Annotated in this window: 31 protein-coding genes; 12 read left to right on the top strand and 19 right to left on the bottom strand. The window is 68.7% G+C overall.

Features of this window, described 5'->3' with window-relative positions; genetic code table 11:
- Positions 1-7: 7 nt before the first annotated feature.
- Both ACK4SG_RS01545 and ACK4SG_RS01540 read right to left on the bottom strand, forming a co-directional pair.
- Positions 8-646: a methylthioribulose 1-phosphate dehydratase gene (locus tag ACK4SG_RS01545; protein ID WP_409599104.1), complete on the bottom strand. Its 639-nt coding sequence runs from the start codon at positions 644-646 to the stop codon at positions 8-10.
- A gap of 57 nt (positions 647-703) precedes the next feature.
- Positions 704-1,369, bottom strand: coding sequence for a class II aldolase/adducin family protein (locus ACK4SG_RS01540; RefSeq protein ID WP_409599103.1), 666 nt, complete (start codon positions 1,367-1,369; stop codon positions 704-706).
- Positions 1,370-1,506: 137 nt separating this feature from the next.
- On the opposite strand from ACK4SG_RS01540, the gene ACK4SG_RS01535 reads away from it, so the two are divergent.
- Positions 1,507-1,827 carry a high-potential iron-sulfur protein gene (locus tag ACK4SG_RS01535; protein ID WP_409599102.1) on the top strand — a complete coding sequence of 107 codons (321 nt, stop codon included), beginning with the start codon at positions 1,507-1,509 and terminating at the stop codon, positions 1,825-1,827.
- Positions 1,828-2,046: 219 nt separating this feature from the next.
- Here the strand turns inward: ACK4SG_RS01535 and ACK4SG_RS01530 are convergent, their stop codons facing one another.
- Complete coding sequence (locus ACK4SG_RS01530; protein ID WP_409599101.1) at positions 2,047-3,585, bottom strand: amino acid permease; 1,539 nt, start codon at positions 3,583-3,585, stop codon at positions 2,047-2,049.
- 155 nt (positions 3,586-3,740) lie between these two features.
- Between ACK4SG_RS01530 and ACK4SG_RS01525 the strand changes: the two genes are divergently transcribed.
- Positions 3,741-4,292 (top strand): NUDIX hydrolase, encoded by a 552-nt coding sequence (locus tag ACK4SG_RS01525; RefSeq protein WP_409599100.1) that lies wholly within the window; start codon positions 3,741-3,743, stop codon positions 4,290-4,292.
- A 16-nt stretch (positions 4,293-4,308) separates the two neighbouring features.
- On the opposite strand, the gene serA is transcribed toward ACK4SG_RS01525, so the two are convergent.
- A complete protein-coding gene (serA, locus tag ACK4SG_RS01520; protein ID WP_409599099.1) occupies positions 4,309-5,550 on the bottom strand; it encodes a phosphoglycerate dehydrogenase in 1,242 nt (413 codons plus the stop codon).
- Between the two features lie 146 nt (positions 5,551-5,696).
- Between serA and ACK4SG_RS01515 the strand changes: the two genes are divergently transcribed.
- Positions 5,697-7,079, top strand: a complete 1,383-nt coding sequence (locus tag ACK4SG_RS01515; RefSeq protein ID WP_409599098.1) for an FAD-binding oxidoreductase — start codon at positions 5,697-5,699, stop codon at positions 7,077-7,079.
- Between the two features lie 37 nt (positions 7,080-7,116).
- Here ACK4SG_RS01515 and ACK4SG_RS01510 read toward each other — a convergent pair whose 3' ends face one another.
- The 8 genes from ACK4SG_RS01510 to ACK4SG_RS01475 form a co-directional block, all read right to left on the bottom strand.
- A complete protein-coding gene (locus tag ACK4SG_RS01510) occupies positions 7,117-7,725 on the bottom strand; it encodes a GNAT family N-acetyltransferase (protein WP_409599097.1) in 609 nt (202 codons plus the stop codon).
- Positions 7,726-7,772: 47 nt separating this feature from the next.
- Positions 7,773-8,339, bottom strand: a complete 567-nt coding sequence (gene yeiP / locus ACK4SG_RS01505; protein WP_409599096.1) for an elongation factor P-like protein YeiP — start codon at positions 8,337-8,339, stop codon at positions 7,773-7,775.
- Positions 8,336-8,605 (bottom strand): hypothetical protein, encoded by a 270-nt coding sequence (locus tag ACK4SG_RS01500; RefSeq protein WP_409599095.1) that lies wholly within the window; start codon positions 8,603-8,605, stop codon positions 8,336-8,338. Before ACK4SG_RS01500 ends, yeiP begins: the two co-directional genes overlap by 4 nt.
- 29 nt (positions 8,606-8,634) lie before the next feature.
- On the bottom strand, positions 8,635-9,405 hold the full coding sequence (locus ACK4SG_RS01495) for an SDR family NAD(P)-dependent oxidoreductase (protein WP_409599094.1): 771 nt from the start codon (positions 9,403-9,405) through the stop codon (positions 8,635-8,637).
- 206 nt (positions 9,406-9,611) lie between these two features.
- Positions 9,612-10,106, bottom strand: coding sequence for a GNAT family N-acetyltransferase (locus ACK4SG_RS01490; RefSeq protein ID WP_409599093.1), 495 nt, complete (start codon positions 10,104-10,106; stop codon positions 9,612-9,614).
- A complete protein-coding gene (locus ACK4SG_RS01485) occupies positions 10,106-11,014 on the bottom strand; it encodes a hydroxymethylglutaryl-CoA lyase (protein ID WP_409599092.1) in 909 nt (302 codons plus the stop codon). The genes ACK4SG_RS01490 and ACK4SG_RS01485 overlap by 1 nt, the downstream gene beginning before the upstream one ends.
- Positions 11,015-11,017: 3 nt before the next feature.
- Positions 11,018-13,012 (bottom strand): acetyl/propionyl/methylcrotonyl-CoA carboxylase subunit alpha, encoded by a 1,995-nt coding sequence (locus ACK4SG_RS01480; RefSeq protein ID WP_409599091.1) that lies wholly within the window; start codon positions 13,010-13,012, stop codon positions 11,018-11,020.
- Positions 13,012-13,797, bottom strand: coding sequence for an enoyl-CoA hydratase-related protein (locus ACK4SG_RS01475; protein ID WP_409599090.1), 786 nt, complete (start codon positions 13,795-13,797; stop codon positions 13,012-13,014). Before ACK4SG_RS01475 ends, ACK4SG_RS01480 begins: the two co-directional genes overlap by 1 nt.
- 161 nt (positions 13,798-13,958) lie before the next feature.
- Here ACK4SG_RS01475 and ACK4SG_RS01470 point away from each other — a divergent pair, with 161 nt between their 5' ends.
- From ACK4SG_RS01470 to ACK4SG_RS01460, 3 genes are read left to right on the top strand one after another with little or no spacing between them, the layout of a single operon-like run.
- Positions 13,959-14,207 carry a ferrous iron transport protein A gene (locus tag ACK4SG_RS01470; protein WP_409599693.1) on the top strand — a complete coding sequence of 83 codons (249 nt, stop codon included), beginning with the start codon at positions 13,959-13,961 and terminating at the stop codon, positions 14,205-14,207.
- Complete coding sequence (locus tag ACK4SG_RS01465; RefSeq protein ID WP_409599089.1) at positions 14,204-16,063, top strand: ferrous iron transporter B; 1,860 nt, start codon at positions 14,204-14,206, stop codon at positions 16,061-16,063. The genes ACK4SG_RS01470 and ACK4SG_RS01465 overlap by 4 nt, the downstream gene beginning before the upstream one ends.
- Positions 16,063-16,296 (top strand): DUF6587 family protein, encoded by a 234-nt coding sequence (locus ACK4SG_RS01460; RefSeq protein WP_409599088.1) that lies wholly within the window; start codon positions 16,063-16,065, stop codon positions 16,294-16,296. Before ACK4SG_RS01465 ends, ACK4SG_RS01460 begins: the two co-directional genes overlap by 1 nt.
- A gap of 81 nt (positions 16,297-16,377) precedes the next feature.
- On the opposite strand, the gene ACK4SG_RS01455 is transcribed toward ACK4SG_RS01460, so the two are convergent.
- The 4 genes from ACK4SG_RS01455 to ACK4SG_RS01440 all read right to left on the bottom strand — a co-directional run bounded on the left by ACK4SG_RS01455 (position 16,378) and on the right by ACK4SG_RS01440 (position 19,447).
- Positions 16,378-16,737, bottom strand: coding sequence for a hypothetical protein (locus ACK4SG_RS01455; protein WP_409599087.1), 360 nt, complete (start codon positions 16,735-16,737; stop codon positions 16,378-16,380).
- 138 nt (positions 16,738-16,875) lie between these two features.
- Complete coding sequence (locus ACK4SG_RS01450) at positions 16,876-17,229, bottom strand: hypothetical protein (protein WP_409599086.1); 354 nt, start codon at positions 17,227-17,229, stop codon at positions 16,876-16,878.
- Positions 17,226-17,720, bottom strand: a complete 495-nt coding sequence (locus ACK4SG_RS01445; RefSeq protein WP_409599085.1) for a polymer-forming cytoskeletal protein — start codon at positions 17,718-17,720, stop codon at positions 17,226-17,228. Before ACK4SG_RS01445 ends, ACK4SG_RS01450 begins: the two co-directional genes overlap by 4 nt.
- A gap of 116 nt (positions 17,721-17,836) precedes the next feature.
- Positions 17,837-19,447, bottom strand: a complete 1,611-nt coding sequence (locus ACK4SG_RS01440) for a carboxyl transferase domain-containing protein (RefSeq protein ID WP_409599084.1) — start codon at positions 19,445-19,447, stop codon at positions 17,837-17,839.
- Positions 19,448-19,548: 101 nt separating this feature from the next.
- Between ACK4SG_RS01440 and rlmD the strand changes: the two genes are divergently transcribed.
- From rlmD to ACK4SG_RS01410, 6 genes are all read left to right on the top strand, one after another.
- A complete protein-coding gene (gene rlmD, locus ACK4SG_RS01435; protein ID WP_409599083.1) occupies positions 19,549-20,904 on the top strand; it encodes a 23S rRNA (uracil(1939)-C(5))-methyltransferase RlmD in 1,356 nt (451 codons plus the stop codon).
- A 3-nt stretch (positions 20,905-20,907) separates the two neighbouring features.
- Complete coding sequence (locus ACK4SG_RS01430; protein ID WP_409599082.1) at positions 20,908-21,444, top strand: CYTH domain-containing protein; 537 nt, start codon at positions 20,908-20,910, stop codon at positions 21,442-21,444.
- On the top strand, positions 21,435-22,502 hold the full coding sequence (gene nagZ, locus ACK4SG_RS01425; protein WP_409599081.1) for a beta-N-acetylhexosaminidase: 1,068 nt from the start codon (positions 21,435-21,437) through the stop codon (positions 22,500-22,502). Before ACK4SG_RS01430 ends, nagZ begins: the two co-directional genes overlap by 10 nt.
- Complete coding sequence (locus ACK4SG_RS01420; protein ID WP_409599080.1) at positions 22,499-23,056, top strand: hypoxanthine-guanine phosphoribosyltransferase; 558 nt, start codon at positions 22,499-22,501, stop codon at positions 23,054-23,056. The genes nagZ and ACK4SG_RS01420 overlap by 4 nt, the downstream gene beginning before the upstream one ends.
- A 151-nt stretch (positions 23,057-23,207) precedes the next feature.
- Positions 23,208-23,957: an S-methyl-5'-thioinosine phosphorylase gene (locus ACK4SG_RS01415; RefSeq protein ID WP_409599079.1), complete on the top strand. Its 750-nt coding sequence runs from the start codon at positions 23,208-23,210 to the stop codon at positions 23,955-23,957.
- Positions 23,958-24,077: 120 nt separating this feature from the next.
- Positions 24,078-24,281, top strand: a complete 204-nt coding sequence (locus ACK4SG_RS01410; protein WP_409599078.1) for a cold-shock protein — start codon at positions 24,078-24,080, stop codon at positions 24,279-24,281.
- Positions 24,282-24,372: 91 nt separating this feature from the next.
- Here the strand turns inward: ACK4SG_RS01410 and ACK4SG_RS01405 are convergent, their stop codons facing one another.
- The 3 genes from ACK4SG_RS01405 to ACK4SG_RS01395 all read right to left on the bottom strand — a co-directional run bounded on the left by ACK4SG_RS01405 (position 24,373) and on the right by ACK4SG_RS01395 (position 26,531).
- Positions 24,373-24,621: a hypothetical protein gene (locus ACK4SG_RS01405; protein ID WP_409599077.1), complete on the bottom strand. Its 249-nt coding sequence runs from the start codon at positions 24,619-24,621 to the stop codon at positions 24,373-24,375.
- A 308-nt stretch (positions 24,622-24,929) separates the two neighbouring features.
- Positions 24,930-25,229, bottom strand: a complete 300-nt coding sequence (locus ACK4SG_RS01400) for a hypothetical protein (protein ID WP_409599076.1) — start codon at positions 25,227-25,229, stop codon at positions 24,930-24,932.
- A gap of 126 nt (positions 25,230-25,355) precedes the next feature.
- Positions 25,356-26,531 carry a thiolase family protein gene (locus tag ACK4SG_RS01395; protein ID WP_409599075.1) on the bottom strand — a complete coding sequence of 392 codons (1,176 nt, stop codon included), beginning with the start codon at positions 26,529-26,531 and terminating at the stop codon, positions 25,356-25,358.
- Positions 26,532-26,724 lie beyond the last annotated feature (193 nt).

Here is a 26,724-nt window from a genome sequence, read left to right as displayed (position 1 = left end):
GGCGTCCTCAGGCGCGCAGGCGGCGCATTTCCAGCTCGCAGCCGAGCATGAACTCGAAGGCGTCCAGATGCCGGCGCGCCTCGCTGATGTCGCGTCCCCAGGCGTACAGGCCGTGGCCGGCGATCAGGTAGCCCCAGGTGTTGGGCTGGGTCAGCACGGTATCGACGCTGGCGATCAACGCGTCCATGTCCTGCGAGTTCGGCACCACCGGCAGGTCCAGTTCGGCCTCGTGGGTGGTGTGGCCGCGCAGTGCCTTGAACAGCTCATAGCCGCGCAGCCGCACACGGCCTTCGTCGGCGTAGAGCAGGCCGGCGATGGTCTGGGTGGGCGAATGGGTGTGCAGCACCGCACCCACATCGGCGAATTTGCGGTACAGATGGGTATGCAGCGCGGCCTCGGCGGACGGCCGGTGGTGGGTGGCGACCGGGCGGTTGGCCATGTCCACCACCATGATGTCGGCCTCGGTCAACCGGCCCTTGTCCTTGCCGGAGATGGTGATGGCGGCGTGCTCCGGGCTCATCCGGATCGAAAAGTTGCCAGCGGTGGCCGGTGTCCAGCCCTTGGCCGCCAGTTCGCGGGTGTGCTGGATGATCTGGGCGGCGCAGCCGGCGTAGAGGGTGTGGTCGAAGGCGGGCGAGGTGTCCATCCGCGCAGTGTAGCGACTGCCGGCAGCCGTGCTAAATGACGATTCGGCCGGTCCGGATCACCCGGCGTCCGGCTTGCGCTGCTGGCCGTAGTGCTTGAACTTCTCCAGCACGCGTGCCATCTCGTCCGCGGGCAGGTCGCGGGTGGGGCCCAGCGTGCGGGCCAGCAGGTACTGGCGGGCCAGGTTCTCGACTTCCTCGGCCAGTGCGTAGGCTTCGGCCAGCGTCTTGCCGGTGGTGACCTGGCCATGGTTGGCCATCAGGCAGGCGCGCAGGCCGCCGTCCAGCGCCTGCAGGACATTGCTGGACAGCTCGGGGGTACCGAAGGTGGCGTAGTCGGCGCAGGGGATGCGGTCGCCCCCGGCCACCGCCACCATGTAGTGGAACGCCGGGATGCCCTGGCCCAGGCAGGCCAGCGCGGTGGCGTGGGTGGAGTGCACATGCACCACCGCGTTCATCGCGGGAAACGCGCGCAGGATGTCGCAGTGGAACCGCCACTCGCTGGACGGGATGAGCTGCCCCGGGGGGCAGGTGCCGTCGGCCTCGAGGTAGACGATGTCCTCGGGCAGCAGCCGGTCGTAGGCACGGCCGGTGGGCGTGATCAGCAGGCCGTCACCCCAGCGCAGGCTGGCATTGCCGGATTTGTGCAGGGAGAGCCCACTGGCGTTCATGGCGCGGCAGTGGTCGATCAGTGACTGGCGGGCGGCGCGCTCGTGGTCGTGCATGCGACGGCAGGCAAGGGGTGACCTGAAAGGATAGCCCGGATCGCATCGGACCGGCATTGATCCAGGCCAAGGCAGACGAGCGGCAGAAGGCGTATCGTGCCAGTCGGTTCCTTCATGCCCATCCAGCGAGGTATCCCATGACGTTCGATCCTTCCCGTCGCCGGTTCGTGACCCTGGCCGCAGCTGCGGCGGCAGCGACCCCCCTCATGCTGCGCAGTCTGCAGGCCCAGGCGGCCGATCTGCCCAAACTGACCGTCGCCGATCCTGCGGCCAAGGCCTTGGCGTATGCCGAAGATGCGGCTGCGGTCAAGCATCCGGCATTCAAGCCGGGCAGCCACTGCGCCAACTGCAATTTCTACAAGGGCGCCGCCGGTGCCGCCTACGGGCCGTGCCAGTTGTTCCCCAAGAACAGTGTCGCCGCCAAGGGCTGGTGCAGCGCCTGGGCCAAGAAGGTCTGAACTGTCGCTCCGGTCGGTCAGACCGGGGTTGCGCCGCCTGCGGAAAGTCCGGAGATAGGCATCGCCTTTCCCCGACGCAACAAACCCCGGCCATGCCGGGGTTTGTTGTTTGGTCTGGATGGCGATCGCAGGAAGTGCCTGCCCGGGAGCGCAGGCGGCCATGCCGATACGAAAAACCCGGCCGAAGCCGGGTTTTCGCCATGCGCCGAGGCGTGAGGATCAGGCCTGCGGGCCCTCATGGAACGGCGGTTCCGCGTCCATCTTCGGGCCGCCTTCGGGGCCGGTGATGCCACGGGCCAAGTCGCTGTGGCGGTAGCCGTAGAAGGCGTACACGATCAGGCCCAGCACCGCCCAGCCAACGAACAGGCCCAAGGTATACATCGACAGGTTCAGGAACAGCAGCAGGCAGCCCAGGATGGCCAGCGGACAGACGACCCACGCCATCGGGGTGCGGAACGGGCGGTGGCGCTGCGGGTCGCGCTTGCGCAGGATCAGCACGCCCAGCGACACCGCCATGAAGGCGAACAGGGTGCCCGAGTTGGAGATGTCGGCCAGGATGCCCACCGGGAACATCGCCGCGAACAGCGCCACGAACAGGCCGGTGATGATGGTGACCACGTGCGGAGTCTTGAACTTCGGGTGCACCTTCGAAAGCACTTCCGGCAGCAGGCCGTCGCGCGACATCGTGAAGAAGATGCGGGTCTGGCCGTAGATCATCATCAGCACCACCGACGGCAGCGCCAGGGCCGCGGCCAGGCCGATGGCATTGCCCCAGCCGGCAAAGCCCAGCATCTTCAGCACGTGGGCCAGCGGCTCCTTGCTGCACACCAGCGCATCAGAGCCGGCGCATGCAGCCGCCATCTCCGGGGTGCCCGGGTGGAACGCAACGCCGTTGGCGTCCAGCATCGGCTGCGAGCCGATCGCGCCAACCGCGCCGTAGCCCACCAGCATGTAGAACACGGTGCACACCAGCAGCGAGCCGATCAGGCCGATCGGGATGTTGCGGTTCGGGTTCTTGGTTTCCTCGGCGGCGGTCGAGACCGCATCGAAGCCGACGTAGGCGAAGAAGATCGATGCCGCCGCGCCCAGCACGCCGATGCCGCCCAGCGGGCTGCCCCAGCCGGTGGGGAAGAATGGGTGGAAGTTGCTGTCCTTGGCCGCCGGCACCGCGATGATGATGAAGGCGGTCAGCGCGACCACCTTGATCATCACCAGTACCGCATTGACCTTGGCCGACTTGGAGGTGCCGATAACCAGCAGGCCGGTAACCACCAGGGCGATCAGGAAAGCCAGTAGGTTGAAGGCGCCGCCGTCCATCGGGCCGGTCTTGAGCGCTAGCGGCAATTCGATGCCTGCGCTTGCCAGCAACCCGTTCATGTAGCCCGACCAGCCGACCGCCACCGCGCCGGCGGCAACCGCGTATTCCAGCACCAGCGCCCAGCCCACCGTCCAGGCGATGGCTTCGCCCATCACGGCGTAGGTGTAGGTGTAGGCCGAACCCGCAACCGGGACCATCGAGGCCAACTCGGAGTAGGCCAGGGCCGCCAGCGCGCAGACCACGGCCGCGATGACGAAGGCCAGCATCATGGCTGGACCGGCCTTCTGGCCGGCTTCGGCGGTCAGTACGAAAATACCGGTGCCGATGATGGCGCCGATGCCCAGCAAGGTGAGCTGGAACGCGCCGAGTTGGCGGGTGAGTGCCTTCTTCTCGGCGGTCTCGAGGATCTTGTCGAGCGGCTTGACTCGCTGGAACAGCATCAGGTGGTTCCCCCATGGATCTTGAGCGTGGACGGCCACCGTGCGGGCAGCCGCAAGTGGCCGACCATAAACGGACAGGGGCCCGCGACACAAGCGGCGGGGGTCACGGCGGGCGATAATGCCGCGCATTCAGATTCCAACGGGAGAGTGACTGCATGGCAGCCAATGCAAGCCGCGCACTGGCCGGGGCGCTGGTCGATTACGCCGCACGCTGGCCCGCGGAGGCGGACACCGTCGCGTTGTTCCGGGCGCTGCTGGCGGATGCCGAGGATCCGTTCCGGCGCGAGCGCTTGGCTGGCCATTTCACCGCCTCCTGCTGGCTGGTGGACCGCCGCGGCGAGCGCGTGCTGCTGACCCATCACCGCAAGCTTGGCCTGTGGCTGCAGCTGGGCGGCCATGCCGACGGCGAGCGCGCGCTGCACCTCGCCGCGCTGCGGGAGGCCGAGGAAGAGTCCGGGTTGGCGGGCTTGCAGGTGGCGTCGGAGATCTTCGATCTTGATCGCCACTGGATCCCCGAGCACAAGGGTGTCCCAGCGCACTGGCATTACGACGTGCGCTACGTGGTCACGGCCGGCGAGCACGAGGACTATGTGGTGAGCGAGGAGTCGCTGGATCTCGCTTGGCGGCCCATCGTGGCGCTGGCCACCGATCCCGCCACCGACGGCTCGGTAGGCCGGATGGCGCGCAAGTGGCTGGCGCGGCCCTGAAGTCGCGCCGCAGGAATCAGTACAGCACGCGCGTGCGCAGCGTGCCGGGGATCGTGGCCAGTTCCTCGCGCAGCGCGGTGGCCTGCGCCTCGTCGGCAGCCACGTCGATCACCACGTAGCCCACCTTCGGGTCGGTGCGCAGGAACTGGCCGTCGATGTTGACTGCGTGGCGGCTGAAGATCTCGTTGACCTTCGACAGCACGCCCGGCACGTTGCGGTGGATGTGCAGCAGGCGCAGGCTGCCTTCGTGCTCGGGCAGGGTGACCTCGGGGAAATTCACCGCCGACAGGGTGCTGCCGTTGTCGCTGTAACGCACCAGCTTGGCGGCCACTTCCAGGCCGATGTTGTCCTGCGCCTCCAGCGTGCTGCCGCCGATGTGCGGCGTCAGGATCACGTTGTCCAGGCCGCGCAGCGGGGATTCGAAGACGTCGCCGTTGGCCTTGGGTTCCACCGGGAACACGTCCACCGCCGCGCCGCCCAGATGGCCGCTGGCCAGCGCCTCGGCCAGCGCCTCGATCACCACCACGGTACCGCGCGCGGCGTTGATGAGGTGGGCGCCACGCTTCATCCGCGCCAGCTGCGCTGCGCCGATCATCCACTGCGTGGACGGGGTTTCCGGTACGTGCAGGGTCACCACGTCGGCGCGCGCCAGCAGGTCGTCCAGGCCGGCAGCGGCACGCGCGTTGCCCAGCGCGAGCTTGGTCTCGATGTCGTGGAAGAGCACCTGCATGCCCAGCCCTTCGGCAAGCACGCCGACCTGGGTGCCGATGTGGCCGTAGCCGATGATGCCCAGCGTCTTGCCGCGCACCTCGTGGCTGCCGGTGGCGGCCTTGGACCAGCCGCCGCGGTGGCACTCGGCGTTCTTCTGCGGGATGCCGCGCATCAGCATCACCGCCTGCGCCACCACCAGCTCGGCCACGCTGCGGGTATTGGAGTAAGGCGCGTTGAAGACCGGGATTCCGGCCAGTTCGGCGGCGTCCAGGTCCACCTGATTGGTGCCGATGCAGAAGCAACCGATGGCGATCAGCCGCTTGGCCTCTGCCAGTACATCGGCGGTGAGCTGCGTGCGCGAGCGGATGCCGACGATGTGGGCCTCGGCGATCCTGGCCTTCAGCTCGTCCTCAGGCAGCGCCTTGGCGTGTGTTTCGATCTGGCTGTAGCCGGCCGCGCGGAACGCCTCCACCGCGGTGTTGCTGACGCCTTCCAGCAGCAGCACGCGGATGTCCTGTTTCGGGAACGAGGTCTTCTTGGCGGACATGGCGGCGGCATTGGGCGGGAAGGGAGAAGAGTGGCGACTATAGCCAGAAACCCGGCCCCGTTGTTGCGCTGCGTCATGATATTTTCACGCTGCGCCCCGCCACCCTGGCGGGGTGCGCTCCCTTCGCCTGCCGCCCGGTCCTTGCCATGCCCGACGCCCGCCTTGACGCCCTGCGCGCCGCCCTGCCGGGCCTGCGCCTGCTCACCGATCCCGCCGACCTTGAGCACTACGGCCGCGACTGGACCCGGCGCTGGACGCCGGCGCCGTTGGCCATCGCCTTGCCAGGCAGCGTGGAGGAAGTGCAGGCCGTGGTGCGCTGGGCCAATGCGGCCAAGGTCGCGGTGGTGCCCTCGGGCGGGCGCACCGGCCTGTCGGGCGGGGCGGTCGCGGCCAACGGCGAGCTGGTGGTCAGCCTGGAGCGGATGAACAAGGTGCTGGACTTTGATCCGGTGGACCGCACGCTCACCGTGCAGGCTGGCCTGCCGCTGCAGCTGGCGCAGGAGGCGGCGCGCGCCCAAGGCTTGCAGTACCCGGTGGATTTTGCCGCACGTGGTTCGGCCACCATCGGCGGCACCATCGCCACCAATGCCGGCGGCATCCGCGTGGTGCGCTACGGCAATACCCGTGAATGGATTGCCGGGTTGAAGCTGGTCACCGGCGCCGGCGAGCTGCTGGATCTTGGCCGCGCACTGGTCAAGAACTCCAGTGGCTACGATCTGCGGCATCTGGCCATTGCCGCGGAGGGCACGCTGGGGATCGTGGTGGAAGCCACCTTGCGGCTTACCGATCCCCCGCCGCCGACCAATGTGATGCTGCTGGCACTGCCCAGTTTCGAGGCGTTGATGCAGGTATTCGCGGCTTTCCGCGCGCGCCTGCCACTGCAGGCGTTCGAGTTTTTCACCGACGTTGCGCTGCGGCATGTGCTGGCCCACGGCGCGCAGGCGCCGTTCGACGACGCCCATCCCTTCTATGTCGTCACAGAGTTCGGCGCGGACCAGGCCAGCGAGGCAGAAGCGTTGGCGGCGTTCGAACAGTGCGTGGAACAAGGACTGGCCAGTGACGGCGTGATTGCCTCCAGCCAGGCGCAGGCGGCCCAGCTGTGGCGGCTGCGCGAAGGCATCACCGAAAGCCTTGCCCGCTACGTCCCCTACAAGAACGATGTGGCCGTGCGGATCTCCGCGATGCCGGCCTTTCTGGCCCAGGCGCAGGCGCTGCTGGAAAGCGAATATCCGCAGTTCGAGGTGGTCTGGTTCGGCCACATCGGCGATGGCAACCTGCACATCAACATCCTGAAACCTGACGCCATGGCGCAGGCCCATTTCGTGGCCGACTGCGAGCGCGTCACCAAGCTGCTGGCCGAGCTGCTGCAGCGCCACGGCGGCAGCATCTCCGCCGAACATGGCATCGGGCTGGTCAAGAAACCGTACCTGTGGAGCACCCGCAGCCCGGCGGAGATTGCGGCGATGCGCGGCATCAGGGCGGTACTGGACCCGAATGGCATCATGAATCCGGGCAAGCTGTTCGACTGAGAATCCCGCGCTGCGTAATCGATGCGCGGGTTGCCGGTTAAGCGCCGGAATCGCGCCTGACACCTTGCGCAAGACGGGCGTCCAGCCGGGTGCGAATCGCCGGCCATTCGGCGGCGAGGATCGAGTAGGTATGGGTGTCGCGCAGGCTGCCGTCCTTGTGCCGGCGATGGGCGCGCAGGATCCCGTCCTTCGTTGCGCCCAGCCGTTCGATGGCCGCCTGCGAGCGCAGGTTGAGGTGGCTGGTGTGGAAGAACACGGACTGCGCGCCCAGCGTGTCGAAGGCGTGCCCCAGCATCAGCCGCTTGTTGGCGGTGTTGACGTGGGTGCGCCAGACCGAGCCGGCGTGGAAGGTGTAGCCGATCGCCAGCGTCGGCACCGAGAGCTCGATGTCGTAAAAGCGCGTGCTGCCGACCACGCGGTCGCCGGCGAGGATGGCGAACGGCAGTTCGCGCCCTGCGTCGCGCATCGCCAGCGCGTGTTCGACCCAGGCCGGGATGCCGTCGCGGCCCGGCACGTTGACGTAGTTCAGCGCGCCGATGTCGCCGTCGTCCACCGCGTCCTGCAGGGCGGCGATATGGTCGCGCGCCAGCGGCTCCAGGCGGATGCCGTGGCCTGACAGGGTGATGGGGGCGAGCTGCCCGGTCATGGTGTTCCGTCCGGCATCCCCGCTTTCGCGGGGATGACCGCCAAGCATCAATCCGCCCGGCCGGCAAACTCGCCGGTGGTGGTGTTGACCCACACTCTTTCGCCGTTGCCGATGTATTCCGGCACCATGATTTCGATGCCTGTCGCCAGCTTGGCGGGTTTCGGTCGCTTGGTGGCGGTGCCGCCTTTCAGCTCCGGCGGGGTTTCCACCACTTCGATGGCCACCGACTGCGGCAGCTGGATTGCCACCGGGGTGTCATCGATCAGCTGCACGTAGATCCCGGTGAGGTCGTCCACGATGTAACCCGCAGCGTCGCCCACCGCGTCCGCATCCAGCGTGTACGGGGTGTAGTCCTCGTCGTCGAGGAACACGAAGGCATCGCCGTCCTTGTAGGAATAGGTGCACTGGCGGCGGCTCATGTCCACTTCGCGCAGGTCGTCGTCGCCGTCGAAGCTGGCGTCCAGCTTGCTGCCGCCCGGGATGGAATACATGGTGAAGCGGTAGCGCACGTTGCCACCGCGGCCCTGCGGGCTGCTGCGCTCGATGTCGCGGATCTGGTACACGCCGCCGTTGTGTTCGACGACGTTGCCCTTCTTGATGTCGTAAGCCTTCATGGGAGGTTGTTCTTCTGTTGTTGGATTGCGTGGAAGAGGCGTTCGTTCAAGAGCCAGGTGAGCAGCCCCCAGACCAGGCCACCGAGTGCGCACAGCGGCACCGCGACGGCCAGCACCAGCGGCAGACGCGGATGCGACGGGCCCAGCTGCAGGGTCATGGTGATGGCCATGAACGCCAGCATCAGCCCGCCCCAGAACGCTACTCCCTTGACCAGCACGAAGCGCCACATGCCGCGGGCGCGGATGGCCGGCCAGCGCGTGGCCACCCAGCGCTCCGCGCGCGAGCCGTACCCGCTCACTTCGGCGCCAGGCGGGTTGCGCCGTCCAGGCGGATGGTTTCGCCGTTGAGGTAGGTGTTGCCGAGGATGTAGGCCACCAGGTCCGCGAATTCTTCCGGCTTGCCCAGTCGCGAGGGGAACGGGATGGTCGCGGCCAGCGACTTCTGGACGTCCTCCGGCATGCCGTCCACCATCGGTGTCCAGAACACGCCCGGGGCCACGGTCATCACGCGGATGCCGAAGCGGGCCAGTTCGCGCGCCATCGGCAGGGTCATGCTGACCACGCCGCCCTTCGACGCCGAGTAGGCGGCCTGGCCGATCTGGCCTTCGTAGGCGGCCACCGAGGCGGTGTTGACGATCACGCCGCGTTCGCCGTCGGGGCCGGCGTCGTTGTGCTGCATCAGGTCGGCGCAGGTCTTGGCGACGTTGAAGCTGCCGACCAGGTTCACCATCACGGTGGTCTGGAAGTGCGACAGCGCCATCGGGCCGGTCTTGCCCAGCACGCGGCCGGCGCCCAGGATGCCGGCGCAGTTGATGGCGGCGTTCAGGCCGCCGAGGAAGGCCTTTGCGTCGGTGACGTTGGCCGCCACCTGCGCCTCGTTGCTGACGTCGGTCCTGTAGAAGCGGGCGTTGGCCTCGCCCAGCTCGGCGACGGCGGAGGCGCCTTTCTCGTCGTTGACGTCGAACAGGGCGACCTTGCCGCCGTGGGCGACCAGGTGCTTGGCCACGGCGAAGCCGAGGCCGGAAACGCCGCCGGTGACCACGGCGCGAACGGAAGCGAGTTGCATGGGGAGTCCTGCGGGCGGAAAACAGCGATTTTAGCGGATGCCAGTGGCACGGCGGGCCCGTCAGCGGCCGGTGCGGTGCCGCTCGCGGCTCAATGCGAACCTGCTGTTCGATATCGCCGACGCGGGCCATCCATGGCCCGCTCTGCGCGGCAACGCACCGCCCGCCGACGCGCCGTTCCTCGCGGGCGCGGTTTCCCCGAGAGCGGCTAGAGATCCAGCAGGTAGAACGTATTGCAGCCGCCGTGCCCGGTCGCGCCCATCGGGGCGTCGATGCGGCGGAAGTCGCTGCGCTCGTACAGCCGCATCGCCGCGTCCATGCCGGTGAGGGTTTCCAGATAGCACTGGCGGAAACCGAAGCCGCGCGCGGCATCCAGGCAGCGCGCCATCAGGGCCGTGCCGGCGCCGAGGCCACGGGCTTCGCGCAGGAAATACATCTTGCGCAGCTCGCAGACATCGTCCGGCCCGCCGGCCAGCGGGGCGATGCCGCCACCGCCCAGCACCCGGCCGTCGCGTTCCACCACGAAATAGGCATGGCGTGGCGCGGCATACGCGCGGCTCATCCAGTCCACTTCCGGATCAGTGATGGCAAAGCCTTGGCCGACAGCCCCGAACTCGGGCATCACGGTGCGGATGATGGCGGCGATGGCGGCGTCATCATCGGGCTGGATCGGGCGGATGGTCACGTCTGGCATGGACGGCATCATGACGCGGCGGCTCCCTGCAGGGCGCGACCGACCTTGCTGCCAGTCTCGCGGCCGAGCAGGCCGGCCAGCCAGCGGCCGGTTTCGGCCAGCTGCGGCAGGTCGATGCCGGTGGCAATGCCCAGGCCATGCAGCATGTACACCACGTCTTCGCTGGCCACGTTGCCGCTGGCTCCCTTGGCGTAGGGGCAGCCGCCGGCGCCTGACACCGCGCTGTCCACCACCGACACCCCTTCTTCCAGGCAGGCCAGCACGTTCGCCAGCGACTGCCCGTAGGTGTCATGGAAGTGCACGGCAAGCGCCTCGATCGGAACCTCGGCAGCCACCGCCCGCAGCATCGCCCGTGCCTTGCCGGGCGTGCCGACACCGATGGTGTCGCCCAGCGAGATCTCGTAGCAGCCCATCGCATACAATGCGCGGGCAACGCGCACCACCTCGGCCAGCGGCACGTCGCCCTGGTATGGGCAGCCGAGCACGGTGGAGACGTAGCCGCGCACCTTGACGCCGTCGGCGTGGGCGCGTTCCAGCACCGGCGCGAAGCGTTCCAGCGACTCGGCAATGCTGGCGTTGGTGTTCTTTCGGTTGAATGCTTCGGAGGCCGCCGTGAACACCGCCACTTCGGTGGCGCCGGCGGCGCGGGCGCGCAGATAGCCCTGTTCGTTCGGCACCAGCACCGGGTAGGACACGCCGGGAACACGGGTGATGCCGGCCAGCACCTGCTCGGCGTCGGCCATCTGCGGCACCCATTTCGGGCTGACGAAGGCCGTGGCCTCGATGGTGCGCAGGCCAGTGCGCGAGAGGCGGTCGATCAGTGCGATCTTGGCGGCGGTGCCGATATCGACTTTCTCGTTTTGCAGCCCGTCACGCGGGCCGACTTCGACGATGCGAACCGAGGCAGGCAGGGCCATGGCTCATTCCTCCAGGGTGGCCAGGACGGCATCGGCATCGACGAACTCGCCGGCCGCGGTACGCAGCTCGGCCAGCACGCCATCGCGTGGGGCCTTGAGGGCCAGCTCCATCTTCATCGCTTCCAGCACCAGCACCACCTGGCCGGCCTTGACCGGCTCGCCAGGGCTGGCCTGCACCAGCACCACCCGGCCCGGCATCGGGGCGCGGATGGCCTGATCGCCGCTGCTGCCGGCATGGTGGGTCTGGTGGCGTTCGTCCACGCGTTGCAGGTGCAGCCGGGTGCTGCCGTCGTGGACGGTGACGGCGTCGGTGCTGCAGTGCACCCGATAGCGCCGCATCACGCCGTCGATGCGTGCGCTGAGTTCGCCGGCCTCCAGCCGCGCCGCGTCCACCGCGTGCCTCTGGCCGGCGTGGTCGATCTGATAGTGGCCGTTGTCGCCTTGTGCCAGCAGGGTCAGGTCTTGCCCGCCATGCTGCAGGCGCAGCCGGCGCGCGCCGGCATGACCCAGCCGCCAGCCGTCGGTCAAGGCCCAGGGCGAGGCAGGGTCGGCAGTCTGGGCGCTGGCAAGGCGGGCGTCGGATTCCTGGGTCAACAGACAGGCGGTGGCAGCGGCCAGGAGCGCCGGCACGTCCAGTGTCGTCGGGGTCAGGAATTCGTCCAGATGGCGGTCGAGGTAGCCGGTGTCGATGCGGCCTTCCACCACGGCGGGATGGCGCGCCAGCCGTTCCAGGAACGCGACATTGGATTTGGGCCCTTGCACCTGGCACTGCGCCAGCGCCTCGCGCAGGCGCGCCAGTGCGCGCGGGCGATCCTCGTCCCAGACGATCAGCTTGGCGATCATCGGGTCATAGAAGATGGTGACGGTATCGCCTTCGATCACGCCCGAATCGATCCGCACGTGGCGCGAGGGGGCAGGCAGGTGCAGGGTGCGCAGCGTGCCCGAGCCCGGCAGGAAGCCGGCGTCCGGGTCTTCCGCGTACAGCCGCACTTCGATGGCGTGGCCGTGCTGGCGGATGTCCTGCTGCGCCAGCGGCAGCGGTTCGCCCGCGGCGATGCGCAGCTGCCATTCGACCAGATCGAGCCCGGTGACCAGCTCGGTGACCGGGTGCTCCACCTGCAGCCGGGTGTTGATCTCCATGAAGTAGAACTCGCCGGACGGTGCGACGATGAACTCCACCGTGCCGGCATTGACATAGCCGATGGCGCGAGCGGCTTGCACGGCGGCCTCGCCCATGGCCGTGCGCAGCGCCGGGGTGAGGAACGGCGAGGGGGATTCCTCCAGCACCTTCTGGTAGCGGCGCTGCGCCGAGCATTCGCGCTCGCCCAGGTGGATGACGCCGCCGTGGTGGTCGGCAAACACCTGGATCTCGATATGGCGGGGATGCTCGATGTAGCGTTCCAGCAGCACCCGGTCGCGGCCGAAGGCATTTTTCGCCTCGCGCTGGCAGCTTTCCAGCAACGCCGGGAACTCCTCGGCGCTGCGCACGATGCGCATGCCCTTGCCGCCGCCGCCGTGGGCGGCCTTGATCATCAGCGGATAGCCGATGCGGTCGGCCTCGCGTTGCAGTCGCTCGGGCGACTGGTCCTCGCCGGTATAGCCCGGCACCACCGGCACGCCGGCGGCGGCCATCAGGTCCTTGGCGCCGGCCTTGCTGCCCATCCGGCGCATCGACGCGCCCGGCGGGCCGACGAACACCAGCCCGGCGGCCTGCACCGCGTCGGCGAAGTCGGCGTTTTCGGAGAGAAAGCCGTAGCCGGGGTGGATCGCCTGGGCGCCGGTGCGCCTGGCGACGTCGAGGATGGCGTCACCGCGCAGGTAGCTGTCCTGTGGGCGCGGGCCACCGATGTGGTGCGCCTCGTCGGCCAGCCGCACGTGCTGGGCGTCGGCATCGGCGTCGGAGAACACGGCGATGGTGTGAATGCCGAGCCGGCGTGCGGTGCGGATGACCCGGCAGGCGATTTCGCCGCGGTTGGCGATGAGCAGGCGGTCGAACATCAGCGTGCAATCCAGTGGGGTGGGCGTTTTTCCAGGAACGCGGTGATGCCTTCCTGGCCTTCTGGCGACACCCGCAGGCGGGCGATCAGCGCGGCATTGTCGGCGTCATGGCGGGCGCTGTCGGTATGCGCGCACACCGACCGTACCAGCTGCTTGGCGCTGGCGGCGGCAAGGGGCCCGGCCTTCAGCAGCAGGTCGATCTGGCGCTGCACCGCCGCATCCAGCTCGCTGGCGGGCACCACCTGATGCAGCAGGCCGATCCGCAGCGCCTCGGCGGCATCGAAGAGTTCGGCAGTGGCGAAATAACGGCGTGCCTGGCGCGGGCCGATGGCGGCGATCACATAGGGCGAGATCACCGCTGGCAGCAGACCCAGCCGGCTTTCGGTCAGGCCGAATTTGGCCTCGGGCACGCCGATGGCGATGTCGCAGCAGGCGATCAATCCGACGCCGCCGCCAAACGCCGCACCGTGAACGCGGGCGATGGTGGGCTTGGGCAGGGTGTCGAGGGTGCGCATGAGCCGGGCCAGGGCCAGGGCATCTGCGCGGTTTTCTTCCTCGCTGGCGGCGGCCATCGCGCACATCCAGTGCAGATCCGCACCGGCCGAGAACGAGGGGCCTTCGCCTTCCAGCACCACCACCCGCACGGACGGGTCGGTGGCAAGGCTCTCCAGCGCCGCCGTCAGTTCGGCAATCAGCGCGGCATCAAACGCGTTGTGCAGTGAGCCGCGGGCCAGGCGCAGGCGGGCCAACGGGCCGTCGCGGAGCAGGTGCAGCGAGGTCGGCATGGGCGGGCAGGTCGTGTGGGCAAACCCGAATGATAAGGAACCCCCCGGATTTGCGCGCGTGGTGGATTCCTGAATGCAGTCGCGCGCGGCTTGAGTAGGATCAAGGCGAGTGCTTGGGGGAATGCTAAGATTGAGAACAATTCCCATTTGTGCGCATTCGCATGTGGCTGAACCAACTCCCGCGGCGGCATCCGGCGATCGTCGAGACGGTGGAGGCGCACGCCCCCAACGACGCAGTGGCGCGGCGTCTGGGTGAACTCGGCTTTGTCGCCGGCGAGCAGGTCGAAGTGCTGGCCGAAGCGCCGCTGGGTGGCGACCCGCTGCTGGTGCAGGTCGGCTTCACCCGCTTTGCCTTGCGTCGGGTCGAGGCAGCGCGGGTGCGTCTGCGCAACGGTCAGGGCGAGGCATGAACGCCGCATTGCAGCCGCCATTGCGGATTGCGCTGGTGGGTAACCCCAACTGCGGCAAGACCGCGCTGTTCAATCTGCTCACCGGCAGCCGCCAGAAAGTGGCTAACTATGCCGGGGTGACGGTCGAACGTAAGCAGGGGCAGTTTTTTCTGCCGTCCGGCCGCAGCGTGGTGGTGCTGGATCTGCCCGGCGCCTACAGCCTGCATGCGGCCAGCCTGGACGAAGCGGTCACCCGCGATGTCATCCGCGGGTTCTACCCGGGTGAGCCGGCTCCCGATGTGCTGGTCTGCGTGGTCGATGCCACCAACCTGCGGCTGCATCTGCGGTTCGTGCTGGAGCTGCGGTCGCTGGGCAAGCCGATGGTGGTGGCGCTGAACATGTGTGATGTGGCGCGCCGGCGTGGGATCGCCATTGACGTGGCGGCGCTTCAGCGCGAACTGGGCGTGCCGGTGGTGGAGACCGTCGCGATCCGCCGCGATGGCGCCCGGGCATTGCTGGAACAGCTCGAGCGGATGCCCGCAGACCCGGTGCAGCCTGTCGCCTTGCCTGACGAGGAAACGCTGCATCAGGAGGTGCGGCGGATTCTGGCGCTGGCGGTGCGGATGCCGCGCCGCACTGCGGCCATCGACGAGGCGCTGGATCGCTGGCTGCTGCACCCGGTCTTCGGGTTTGTCGCCCTGGCTGCGGTGATGTTCCTGATTTTCCAAGCGGTCTATGCCTGGGCCGCGCCGCTGATGGATGGCATCGAGCAGATCACCGGCTGGGCCGGGGATCTGGTCGGCGGTTTACTTGCCGACGGGCCGCTGCGCAGCCTGCTGGTGGATGGGGTGATCGCCGGCATGGGTGGCGTGGTGGTGTTCCTGCCGCAGATCCTGATCCTGTTCTTCTTCATCCTCGCGCTGGAAGAATCCGGCTATCTGCCGCGGGCGGCGTTTCTGCTGGATCGGCCGATGGCGGCGGCGGGCCTGTCCGGCCGCAGTTTCATCCCGCTGCTGTCCAGCTTCGCCTGCGCGGTGCCCGGCATCATGGCCACGCGCACCATCCAGGACCCGCGTGACCGGCTGGCCACGATCCTGGTGGCGCCGTTGATGACCTGCTCGGCGCGGTTGCCGATCTACACCCTGCTGATTGGCGCGTTCATCCCGCAGCGGCCGGTGCTGGGCGTGCTCAACCTGCAGGGCCTGGTGCTGTTCGGGCTGTACGTCGCCGGCATTCTCAGCGCGCTGGCGGTGGCCTGGGTGATGAAGCGCTGGCGCCGGGATCAGAGCGAGCATCCGTTGCTGCTGGAGCTGCCCTCGTATCGGTTGCCGCATCCGCGCGATCTGGCCATCGGCTTGTGGGAGCGGGCGATGATCTTCCTCAAGCGGGTGGGCGGCATCATCCTCGCGCTGACCATCCTGCTGTGGTTTCTGCTCAGCTTCCCGGCACCGCCGGCAGGTGCCTCTGGCCCGGCCATTGATTACAGCCTGGCCGGCCGGATCGGGCATGGGCTGGCTTATCTGTTTGCGCCGATCGGCTTCAACTGGCAGATCAGCATCGCCCTGATTCCGGGGCTGGCGGCACGCGAGGTGGTGGTGTCGTCGCTGGCCACGGTCTATGCGCTTTCCGCTGCCAGCGACGATGCCGCGGCGCAGGCGCTGGCACCGATCATCCAGGGCCAATGGTCGCTGGCCACCGCCCTGTCGCTGCTGGTGTGGTTCATCTATGCGCCGCAGTGCATCTCCACGCTGGCGACGATCCGGCGCGAAACCCATTCCTGGAGGCAGACGGCCTTTGCTGCCGGCTACCTGTTCGCACTGGCCTACCTGGCGTCGCTGCTGACCTACCGCATCGCGCTGGCGCTCGGAGCAGGCTGATGGACGGGCCGCTGCTGCTGCAGTACCTCGTGGTTGCGCTGGCCGTGCTGGTGAGTGCGGGGGCGGTGATGCACAAGCAGTTCCCGAATGCGACGCGGCGGCTGCGCATCGCGATCGCGCTGCCGCTGCTGCGCGAGGGGCGTCCGGCCTGGTTGCGCGCGTGGGCGCGCCGGATCGCGCCGCCGGGACAGGGCGGCGGCAAGAACTGCGGCGGTTGCAACGGCTGCGGCTGAGGCCCGTCCCAGGCGTGGTGGGCCGAAAAACAAGGCCCGCATGCGCGGGCCTTGTCGTATTCCGGCGGTCGCCGGGAGCGATTACTTCTTGGCTTCGTCGGCGGCGGCCTTGGCCTTGTCCGCCATTTTCTGGGCCGCGTCGGCCGTGGCTTGGGCGGCATCGGCGGTGGCGCCGGCTGCCGAGGCCGCGGCCTCATCCGCTGCCATCTTGGCGTCGTCGGCAGCATTCTTCATCGAGTCGCTGACTTCGCCCACGGCCTCACCGGTGGAGGCAGCAGCAGCCTCGGACGCCTGGGTGGCGGCATTGGCTGCAGCGTCAGCCGCATCGGCGGCGGCGGCGCTGGCCTCGGCTGCCTCGTTCTTGGCGGTGGCGGTCTCGTTCTTGCAGGCGGTCAGTGCCAGTGCGGCAGCTACCAGGGCGACGTAAAGCTTGGCATTCATGGGTCGGAACTCCTGTGTTGGAAAACGGGCGCAGGGCGCACCCTGCGATGGAAGCAGGGTCAGCCAAGCCGGGCCGCCATGGCGGCAGCCTGCATCCTAGCGGGCTGGATGTGAAAAGAGTGCAAAGCCCCTGCCGGCTCAGTGCCGGCGGCGTTTGCCAGGCGCTGCGGGAGCCGCTTCGACCGCCACGCTGAAGCTGCGCGATTCGCCGGGAAACACGGCGCCAACCCCTGCCACGTGGCGCCCCACTTCCTCTCCGCGCTCGTTGCGGATCACCACCACCATCGTGTACTCGAACGCGCCGTCGTCCGGCGCGTTGAGGGTGCCTTCCACCTTGAGCGGCACGAAGCGCTGCGCGGCGTCGCTGGCCGGCGCGTCGAAGCGCAGGTGGCCGCGGCAGGCCGGGCAAATCGCCGAGCTTTGCAGGATGGTGGTCTTGCAGTGGGGGCAACTGCGGGTGGTGCCCGCCACGTCGGGGCGGGCGGTGCTCATGCGGCGCTGCCGCCCTCCGCCTTCGCCGGCTTCTCGTCCTTGCCCCAGCCGCACTCGACGTGGCCCCGAATGCGGCTGCCGGCCGCCACGGTGAGGCTGCCGGCCTTGAGGTCGCCGTTGATCGCACCGCTGGGCAGGATGTCCACCTGTTGCGCGCTGGTGATGTTGCCTTCCAGCTCGCCAGCCAGCGCCACCTTGTTGGCCGATACGCCGCCGGACACCTTGGCGCCCTGGTCGATGGTCAGGTTGCCCTGCACCTTGATGTCGCCCTTGAACTTGCCGGCGATGCGGACGTGGCCGGCGCCTTCGATCTTGCCTTCGATCTGCAGATCGGCGGCGATCACCGACTCGCGGGCGGGCGGATCCACGGCCCGCATGGGCGCCGGATGGGCGGGCGCGGGCGCCGGCTCAGCGGCGGCGGGCGGCGGCGATGCCAGATCGAAACGGGCGGGTTCCGCAGTCTTGGAGGAATCTTTCCAGCCGATGGCCATGACGATGCTCTCTAGCGGGGGAATGGATTCGCGAGGCTAACACCGATTTTCAGCGGTGTTTTTGCTGAATGCGCAAGGCGGCTGCCCGTCGAATGCGATGCCTGTCACATTCCGGATCACATCCGGAACACGCCGAACCGGGTGCGTTCCTCGATCGGCGCATTGAGCGATGCCGACAGCCCCAGCCCCAGCACCCGGCGGGTGTCGGCCGGGTCGATGATGCCGTCGTCCCACAGGCGCGCGGTGGCGTACCAGGGGCTACCCTGGTCCTCGTACTGCTGGCGGATCGGCGCCTTGAACGCCTCTTCCTCGTCGGGCGTCCACACTGCGCCGCGGGCCTCGATGCCATCGCGCTTCACCGTGGCCAGCACGCTGGCCGCCTGTTCGCCGCCCATCACGCTGATGCGCGCGTTCGGCCACATCCACAGGAAGCGGGCGCCGTAGGCGCGGCCGCACATGGCGTAGTTGCCGGCGCCGAAGCTGCCGCCGATGACCACGGTGAACTTGGGCACATGCGAGCAGGCCACGGCGGTCACCATCTTGGCGCCGTCCTTGGCGATGCCGGCCTGCTCGTACTTCTTGCCGACCATGAAGCCGGTGATGTTCTGCAGGAACACCAGCGGGATGCCGCGCTGGTTGCACAGCTCGATGAAGTGCGCGCCTTTCAGCGCGCTCTCCGCAAACAGAATGCCGTTGTTGGCGACGATGCCGACCGGGTAGCCGTGCAGATGGGCGAAGCCGGTCACCAGCGTCTTGCCGTAGCGCGCCTTGAATTCCTGCAGCTCGCTGCCGTCAACGATGCGGGCGATCACCTCGCGGATATCAAACGGCCGGCGTGCGTCCTTGGGCACGATGCCATACAGCTCTTCGGCCGGGTACAGCGGCTCGCGCACGGGCCGGGTTGCCACCGGCAGGACTTTCTTACGGTTGAGCGAAGCAACGATGCCGCGGGCGATCTCCAGCGCGTGGCGGTCGTCCTCGGCGAAATGGTCGGCGACCCCTGAAATGCTGGTGTGCACATCGGCGCCGCCCAGCGTCTCGGCATCCACCACCTCGCCGGTCGCGGCTTTCACCAGCGGCGGGCCGCCAAGGAAGATGGTGCCCTGTTCCTTGACGATCACCGATTCGTCGCACATCGCCGGCACATATGCGCCACCGGCGGTGCAGCTGCCCATCACCACCGCGATCTGTGGGATGTTTTCGGCGCTCATCCGGGCCTGGTTGTAGAAAATCCGGCCGAAGTGCTCCTTGTCCGGGAACACTTCGTCCTGCAGCGGCAGGAAGGCGCCACCGGAATCGACCAGATAGACGCAGGGCAGGCGATTCTCGCGGGCGATTTCCTGCGCCCGCAGATGTTTTTTGACCGTCATCGGGAAGTAGGTGCCGCCTTTGACGGTGGCGTCATTGGCCACGATCACCACTTCCTGGCCCATCACCCGGCCGATGCCGCAGATGATGCCGGCAGCGGGGGCGGCGCCGTCGTACATGTCCTCGGCCGCCAGGGGCGCGATCTCGAGAAACGGCGAACCGGGATCCAGCAGGGCGTCGATGCGCTCGCGCGGCAGCAGTTTGCCGCGCTCGGTGTGCTTCATCCGTGCCTTGTCGCCGCCGCCTTCGGCCGCGCGCGCCAGCCGGCGGTCCAGCTCCGCCACCAGCGCGCGGTGGTAGGCGGCGTTGTCAAGGAAGTCCTGCGAGCGGGGATCGAGTTGCGAGGTCAGCGCGGGCATGGGGCGTCCGGTGCGGGCGGCAAAACGCCAAGGATACCGCCTGTGCTTCGAACTCCCCCGACCCGGGGCGGCAGTCTGCGACAATGACCGGCCACCCCGACGTGTCCCGCCTCGTGGCCCGCCTCGACCAGACCCCCAAGACCCTCGACATTCTTCATTTGACCCACGACGGCCGCGGCGTCGCCCGCTGGCCGGAGGGGCACCCGCAGGCCGGCAAGGCCGTGTTCGTGGCCGGCGCGCTGCCGGGCGAGACCGTGAGCGTGCAGCAGACCGCCCGCTCGAAGCAGTTCGACGAGGCCAGGACGCTGGAGGTGCTGGTGGCCTCCCCGGACCGCGTGGAGCCGCGCTGCCCGCATTTCGGCACCTGTGGCGGCTGCGTGCTGCAGCATCTCGCCGAGGATCGCCAAATCACCTACAAACAGCAGGTCCTGCTGGACAACCTGCAGCGTATCGGCCACGTGGCGCCGTCCACCGTGCTGCCGCCGCTGCGCGGCGAGGCCTGGGGCTACCGGCGCAAGGGGCGCTTCTCGGTGCGCCGGGTGGAGAAGAAGGACAAGACCCTGGTCGGCTTCCGCGAGCAGGACCCGCGCTTCGTCGCCGACATCTCGGAATGCCACGTGGTGGTGCCGCAGCTCGGGACGAAGGTCGCCGCGCTGGGCGCGCTGGTGGATGGTCTGGACGCGCGCCGCGATATCCCGCAGATCGAGTTCATCGCCGGCGATGCCGTCACCGCGCTCGTATTCCGCCACCTGCAGCCGCTCTCGGAGGCCGACAAGGCCAAGCTGGCCGCGTTCGCTCAGGCGCACGGCTTCGCCGTGTTCCTGCAGCCGGGCGGACTGGATTCGGTGCACCCGCTGGGCGAGGACGTGACGCTCTCGTTCCGCCTGCCGCAGTGGGATGTCGAGCTGCAGTTCCGCCCGCTGGACTTCATCCAGGTCAACGCGCGACTCAATGAAGAGATGATCGCCCGCGCGCTGGACCTGCTGGACGTGCAGCCGGGCGAGCGCGTGCTGGACCTGTTCTGCGGCCTGGGCAATTTCACCCTGCCGCTGGCGCGTGCGTCGGGCGATGGCGCCGTGGTGGGCGTGGAGGGCGATGCCGGGCTGGTGGCGCGTGCGCGCGGCAATGCCCAGCGCAACGGTATGGGGAACGTGCAGTTCCATGTCGCCGATCTGGCGCAGGACCTGGTCGGGCAGCCGTGGCTGAGGGCCGGCTTCGACAAGCTGCTGCTGGATCCGGCGCGTTCGGGCGCGATCGAGGTGCTCAAACAGCTGCCGCTGAAGGGCCTGAAGCGCATCGTCTACGTCAGTTGCCATCCGGGTTCGCTGGCGCGCGACGCCGGCTGGCTGGTCAACGAGGCCGGCTGGACGCTGCGCGAGGCGGGCGTGATGGACATGTTCCCGCACACCGCGCACGTCGAATCGATCGCCGTGTTCGATCCGCCGAGGAAGGGGTGAGCCGTGGGTATCGAGATCGAACGCAAGTTCCTGGTGCGTGGCGACGGCTGGCGTGCCGCCGCCCACAAAGTGGTGCCGATGGCACAGGGCTACCTCAACGACCTGGCGCTGGTCGAGTCCGGCGCGATGCAGGCCTCGGTGCGGGTGCGCATCGAGGGCGACGCGGCCTTCCTCAATATCAAATCGCGCGAGCTGGGCGCGCGCCGGCAGGAGTTCGAATACCCCGTGCCGCTCGCGGACGCGCGCGCGCTGCTGCAGCTGTGCGTCGGCGGCCTGGTCGAGAAGCACCGCCACTACGTCGAGCACGATGGCCAGGTGTGGGAGGTCGATGAATTCCTGGGCGACAACGCCGGGCTGGTCGTAGCCGAGATCGAACTGGATGCGGCGGACGCCGCCTTCGCCAAGCCCGACTGGGCCGGCCTGGAGGTCACCCACGCGCAGCGCTATTACAATCTGGCCCTGGCCTCGCGCCCGTTCTCGCAATGGCGGGAGGACGAGCGGCAGGCCCTGGACCTGAAGGACGGACACGGATGCTGCTGATCGGCGTTGCCGGACACGAACTCACCGCGCGCGAGCGCGACTGGCTGCAGCATCCCGCCTGCGCCGGCGTCACCCTGTTCGCGCGCAATTTCGCCTCGCGCGCGCAGGCGGCCGAGCTTTCGCAGGCGATCCGCGAGGCGGCCCCGCGCCCGCAGCTGGTCTGCGTGGACCAGGAAGGCGGGCGCGTGCAGCGCTTCCGCGAGGGCTACACCCGGCTGCCGGCGCTGCACGGCTTCGAGGCGCTGTACCAGCGCGATGCCGACGCGGCGCTGGCGCTGGCCCGCGAACACGCCTGGCTGATGGCCAGCGAGATGCGGGCCAGCGGCGTGGATCTCAGCTTCGCCCCGGTGCTGGACCTGGCGCGTGGCAACCGTGCGATCGGGGATCGTGCATTCGCGGCCGATCCGCAGGTGGTGGCCGCGTTCGCCCGGGCTTACGTGGCAGGGATGCACGAAGCCGGCATGGCCGCCACCCTCAAGCATTTCCCGGGCCACGGCTCGGTGCTGGAAGACACCCACCACGACGTGGCCATCGATCCGCGCCCGCTGGAGGAGATCCGCGCCCACGATCTGGTGCCGTTCGTGGTCGGGATCGCGGCCGGTGCGGACGCGGTGATGATGGCACACGTGACCTATCCGCAGGTCGCGCCGGAGCCGGCGGGGTGCTCGCGGCGCTGGATCAACGGCATCCTGCGCGGCGATCCGTCCGAGGGCGGCCTGGGCTTCCGCGGCGTGGTGTTTTCGGACGACATCGGCATGGCCGCCGCGGGCGCTGTCGGCGGGACCAGGGCGCGCATCGACGCGCACCTCGACGCCGGCTGCGACGTGGTGCTGGTCAGCCACGTCGAGCAGGTCGAGGACGCACTGACGGCGATCGCTGGCCGGCCGCTCAACACGATGGCGCTGGTGGGGCTGCTGGGGCGCGGTGCGCTGGGCTGGGACGGCCTGCTGGCCGATGGCCGTCGGGCCGGCGTGCAGGCGCGGCTGGATGCCGTACGGGCCCCCGAACTGGCAAGCGGCGTCCTCTCGGGCGCCACCCACATGGGAGACGCGGCATGACTGCCCCAAGACTGGCCGACGCGCTGGCATCCTCGCGGGTGCTGTTCGGGCGCGAGGCGCTGGAAGCCGCAATCCTCCGCATGGCCGGCGAGATCCGCGCCGCCTACGCCGACGGTGATGTGCCGTTGTACCTCACGGTCATGAACGGCGGGCTGCCGTTCGCTGCCCAACTGGCGTTCGCGCTGGGCGAGCAGGGGCTGGACCTGCAGTTCGACTACCTCCATGCCACCCGTTACCGGGGGCAGACCAGCGGCGCTGGCCTGGCCTGGCTGCACCGGCCGGCCACGCCGCTGCGCGGCCGCAAGGTGCTGCTGGCGGACGACATCCTGGACGAAGGCCACACCCTGCTGGCAATCAGGCAGTGGTGCGAGGACCAGGGCGCGGCCGACGTGCGCATCGCGGTGCTGGCCGAAAAAGTGCACGACCGCTGCGTCGAAGGCATCCACGCCGACCATGTGGGCGTGCAGGTGCCGGACGCGTATGTCTTCGGCTACGGCATGGATTACCACGAGCAGGGCCGCAACCTGCCGGCGATCTATGCGCTGGGGGAGTGATGCGTCATGCACGAGCCGGCCAGACACGGCCGGGCGCGCCGTGAAGACGTCCATGCAGGGTTCCCGGTGACATCCCTGTTGCCGCTAGTCCGTCAACGCCCCGCCGGTACACGCACGCCGCGCATGCGGGGAGAGCGGGAGGAGTAAAGCAATGACCATCGAACTCGCCGTCATCGGCGGCACCGGCGTCTATGCGCTGGGTGATCTGGCCGACGTCGAAACCCACCAGCCGGCAACCCCTTACGGGTCGCCGTCGGGGCCGGTGCGCGTGGGTACCTATGCCGGCCATCGCGTGGCCTTCCTCGCGCGCCACGGCGAAGGCCATTCGCTGCCGCCCCACAAGATCAACTACCGGGCCAATCTGGCTGCCCTGAAGGCGTTGGGTGCGACGCGCGTGCTGGCGCTGAACACCGTCGGCGGCATCACCGAACGCTTCGGACCACGTGTGCTGGCCTGCCCGGACCAGCTGATCGATTACACCTGGGGCCGCATCTCGACGTTGTGCGAAGAGCCGGGCAGCGACGTGCTGCACGTGGATTTTGGCGATCCCTACACGCCGGCGCTGCGGCGCGAGGTGCTGGCCGCCGCTGCCCGCGCCGGCGTCCCGTTGGTCGATGGCGGCTGCTACGGTGCAACCCAGGGGCCGCGCCTGGAAACCAAGGCTGAGATCGCCTGCATGCGTCGCGACGGCTGCGATCTGGTGGGCATGACCGGTATGCCCGAGGCCGGCCTGGCCCGCGAACTGGGGTTGGACTATGCCTGTCTGGCCATCGTCGCCAACTGGGCCGCGGGCGCGGGGCCGGACGTGGACGAAGTGATCACGTTGCAGGATGTCCTGGACAACGTCGCGGTGGCCATGGGCAATGTACCGCCGTTACTGCGGGCGCTGTTGGTGGGCTGAAGGGGGCCTTGCGCCGACGGGGCGCTGTTGCATACTCGGCAGGCGCCGCTGCCTTGCGGCGGCGTGTTCCACCCAACGGCCCCATCATCCAACGCATCCGCAAGAGAGGTCTTCGCCACCATGCAGTACGGCACCGTGAAGTGGTTCAATGACGCCAAGGGCTTCGGTTTCATCGCCCCGGAGGACGGCAGCGCCGACGTGTTCGTGCATTTTTCGGCCATCGACGCCAAGGGCTTCCGCAGCCTGCAGGAAGGGCAGCGCGTCAGCTACGAGGTCCAGCAAGGCGCCAAAGGCATGCAGGCCGCAGGCGTCAAGCCGGCCTGAGCCCGCGGGATTTCCGCACCATTCCAGGCCCCGCTTCGGCGGGGTCTTTTTTGCGTGCCGCAGAACATGGCGATGCCGGGTGGGCGAAAAATCAAAAAAAAGGCCCGCCGTGAGGCGGGCCTTTTCGACCGGCTTGCGCCGGCAGGCGATTACTTCTTCTCGCCTTCAGCAGCCGGAGCGGCAGCGGCGTCAGCGGCCGGAGCGGCAGCGGCGTCAGCGGCCGGAGCGGCAGCGGCGTCAGCAGCCGGGGCAGCGGCGTCAGCAGCCGGGGCCTCAGCGGCCGGAGCAGCGGCGTCAGCAGCCGGAGCAGCGGCGTCGGCAGCCGGAGCAGCAGCGGCATCAGCCGGGGCAGCGGCGTCGGCGGCCGGGGCTTCTTCCTTCTTGCAGGCCGACAGAGCGAGGACGCCAGCGGCGAGGAGCGCGAAAAGCTTGGTGTTCATGGAAATCTCCTGATGAGGGTTGACTGAAGGGTGGAGCGGGAGTTGATCAGACAACGCCAGTGCGCTTAGCGATCCGGCAGGCGCCGGCGGGTCGTTCACTGACTAAAACAGCCCCGGATGGCCGGGACACGAAAAAGCCGCCGGAACGCCGACGGCTTTCCCGATTTTTGGTACAAGGCTCTGGAAAATATAGTCCCCGTCGCCCTGATTACTTCTTGGCCTCTTCGGCCGCGGTTGCAGCCTGCTCGGCGGCGTCGGCAGCCTGCTGGGCTTCAGCCGGGGCAGCAGCGGCGTCGGCCGGCGCAGCTTCAGCCGGGGCAGCGGCGGCGTCGGCCGGCGCGGCTTCGGCGGAGGCGTCAGCAGCCTGAGCGGCGCTGTCGGCGGCAGCCTGGGCGTCGGCAGCCGGGGCGGCCTCGGCGTTGGCGGCGTCGGCAGCCGACTCGGGCTTGCTGCACGCGGTCAGGGCCAGGCCCAGCGCCATCGCCAGCAGGATCTTGTTGATCGACATGATGCGGTTTCCTCGTCTTAAATAAATCCGGGCAACGCAAAGTGTTGCGTGCCCTACCATGATGACAAGCCTGTTGCGCGTGTCAAGCGGTTGGCCGGATTTTTTTCATTCATCCGTTCGCCTGCTTCACGCCAGTTCGATGGCCACGGCGGTGGCTTCGCCCCCGCCGATGCACAGCGAGGCCACGCCGCGCTTGCCGCCGCGGGCCCGCAGGGCATGGATCAGGGTCACCAGCAGGCGGGCGCCGGAGGCGCCGATGGGATGGCCCAGCGCCAGCGCGCCGCCGTTGACGTTCAGCTTGTCGTGCGGAATGCCCAGGTCGGTCATCGGCGCCATCGCCACGCAGGCGAAGGCTTCGTTGATTTCGAACAGATCGACGTCGGCCACCTGCCAGCCGGCCTTGCCCAGCACGCGCTGGATGGCGCCAATCGGGGCGGTGGTGAACCACTCCGGCGCCTGCGACTGGGTGGCGTGGGCTTTGATGCGGGCCAGTGGCGTGACGCCGGCCGCAGCGGCGGCGTCGGCCGACATCACCACCAGCGCGGCGGCGCCGTCGGAGATCTTAGAGGACGATGCGGCGGTCAGCACGCCGTCCTTACCGAACGCCGGGCGCAGTTCCGGGATCTTGGCCGGGTCGATCTTGCCGGGCTCTTCGTCCTTGGCGACCACGACCTCGCCCTTGCGGGTCTTCACGGTCACCGGGGCGATTTCGGCATCAAAGGCGCCGGCGGCCTGGGCGGCCTGGGCGCGGCGCGCGCTTTCGGCAGAGAACGCATCGATGGCGGCGCGGTCGTAGCCGTACTTGGCACAGGCGGCATCGCCGAACACGCCCATCGCCTTGCCGTCGTAGGGGTTGGTCAGGCCGTCGTAGGCCATGTGGTCGAGGAACTCGGCGCTGCCGTAGCGGATGCCGGTGCGCGAGCCGTTGAGCAGGTGCGGAGCATTGGTCATCGACTCCATGCCGCCGGCCACCACGGTCTGGGCCGAGCCGGCCTTGATCAGGTCGTGCGCCAGCATTACCGCCTTCATGCCGGAACCGCAGACTTTGTTGATGGTGGTGCAGCCGGCGGCATCGGGGATCCCGGCGCCGCGCGAGGCCTGCCGGGCCGGGGCCTGGCCCAGGCCGGCCGGCAGCACGCAACCCATGATCACTTCATCCACCCGTTCGGCAGACAGGCCCGATTGCGCCAGTGCGGCGGCAATGGCGGTGCTACCCAGTGTCGGCGTGGGCACGCCGGTGAACTGGCCGAGGAAGGAACCGATGGCGGTGCGCTTGGCACCGACGATGACGACGTCGCTCATGGGAAGCTCCGGATGCGTGGGGCCGATAGGAACCGGCAAGCCCCGATTATCGCCTGAAATACCGCCCATGTTGCGGCGCCGCATTCAGCTGGTGCCGCGGGACGCAGCGTTGCGATGGCGGCTGCGACCGCTTACAACATGGCCATTGGCGCGTGCCCCGACGGCATGCCCGGCAACCAACCCTGGGGGTCTC

It is taken from the genome of Thermomonas sp., assembly GCF_046293095.1.
Lineage (GTDB): Bacteria > Pseudomonadota > Gammaproteobacteria > Xanthomonadales > Xanthomonadaceae > Thermomonas.
This window is presented reverse-complemented; position numbering and strand designations above follow the sequence as displayed.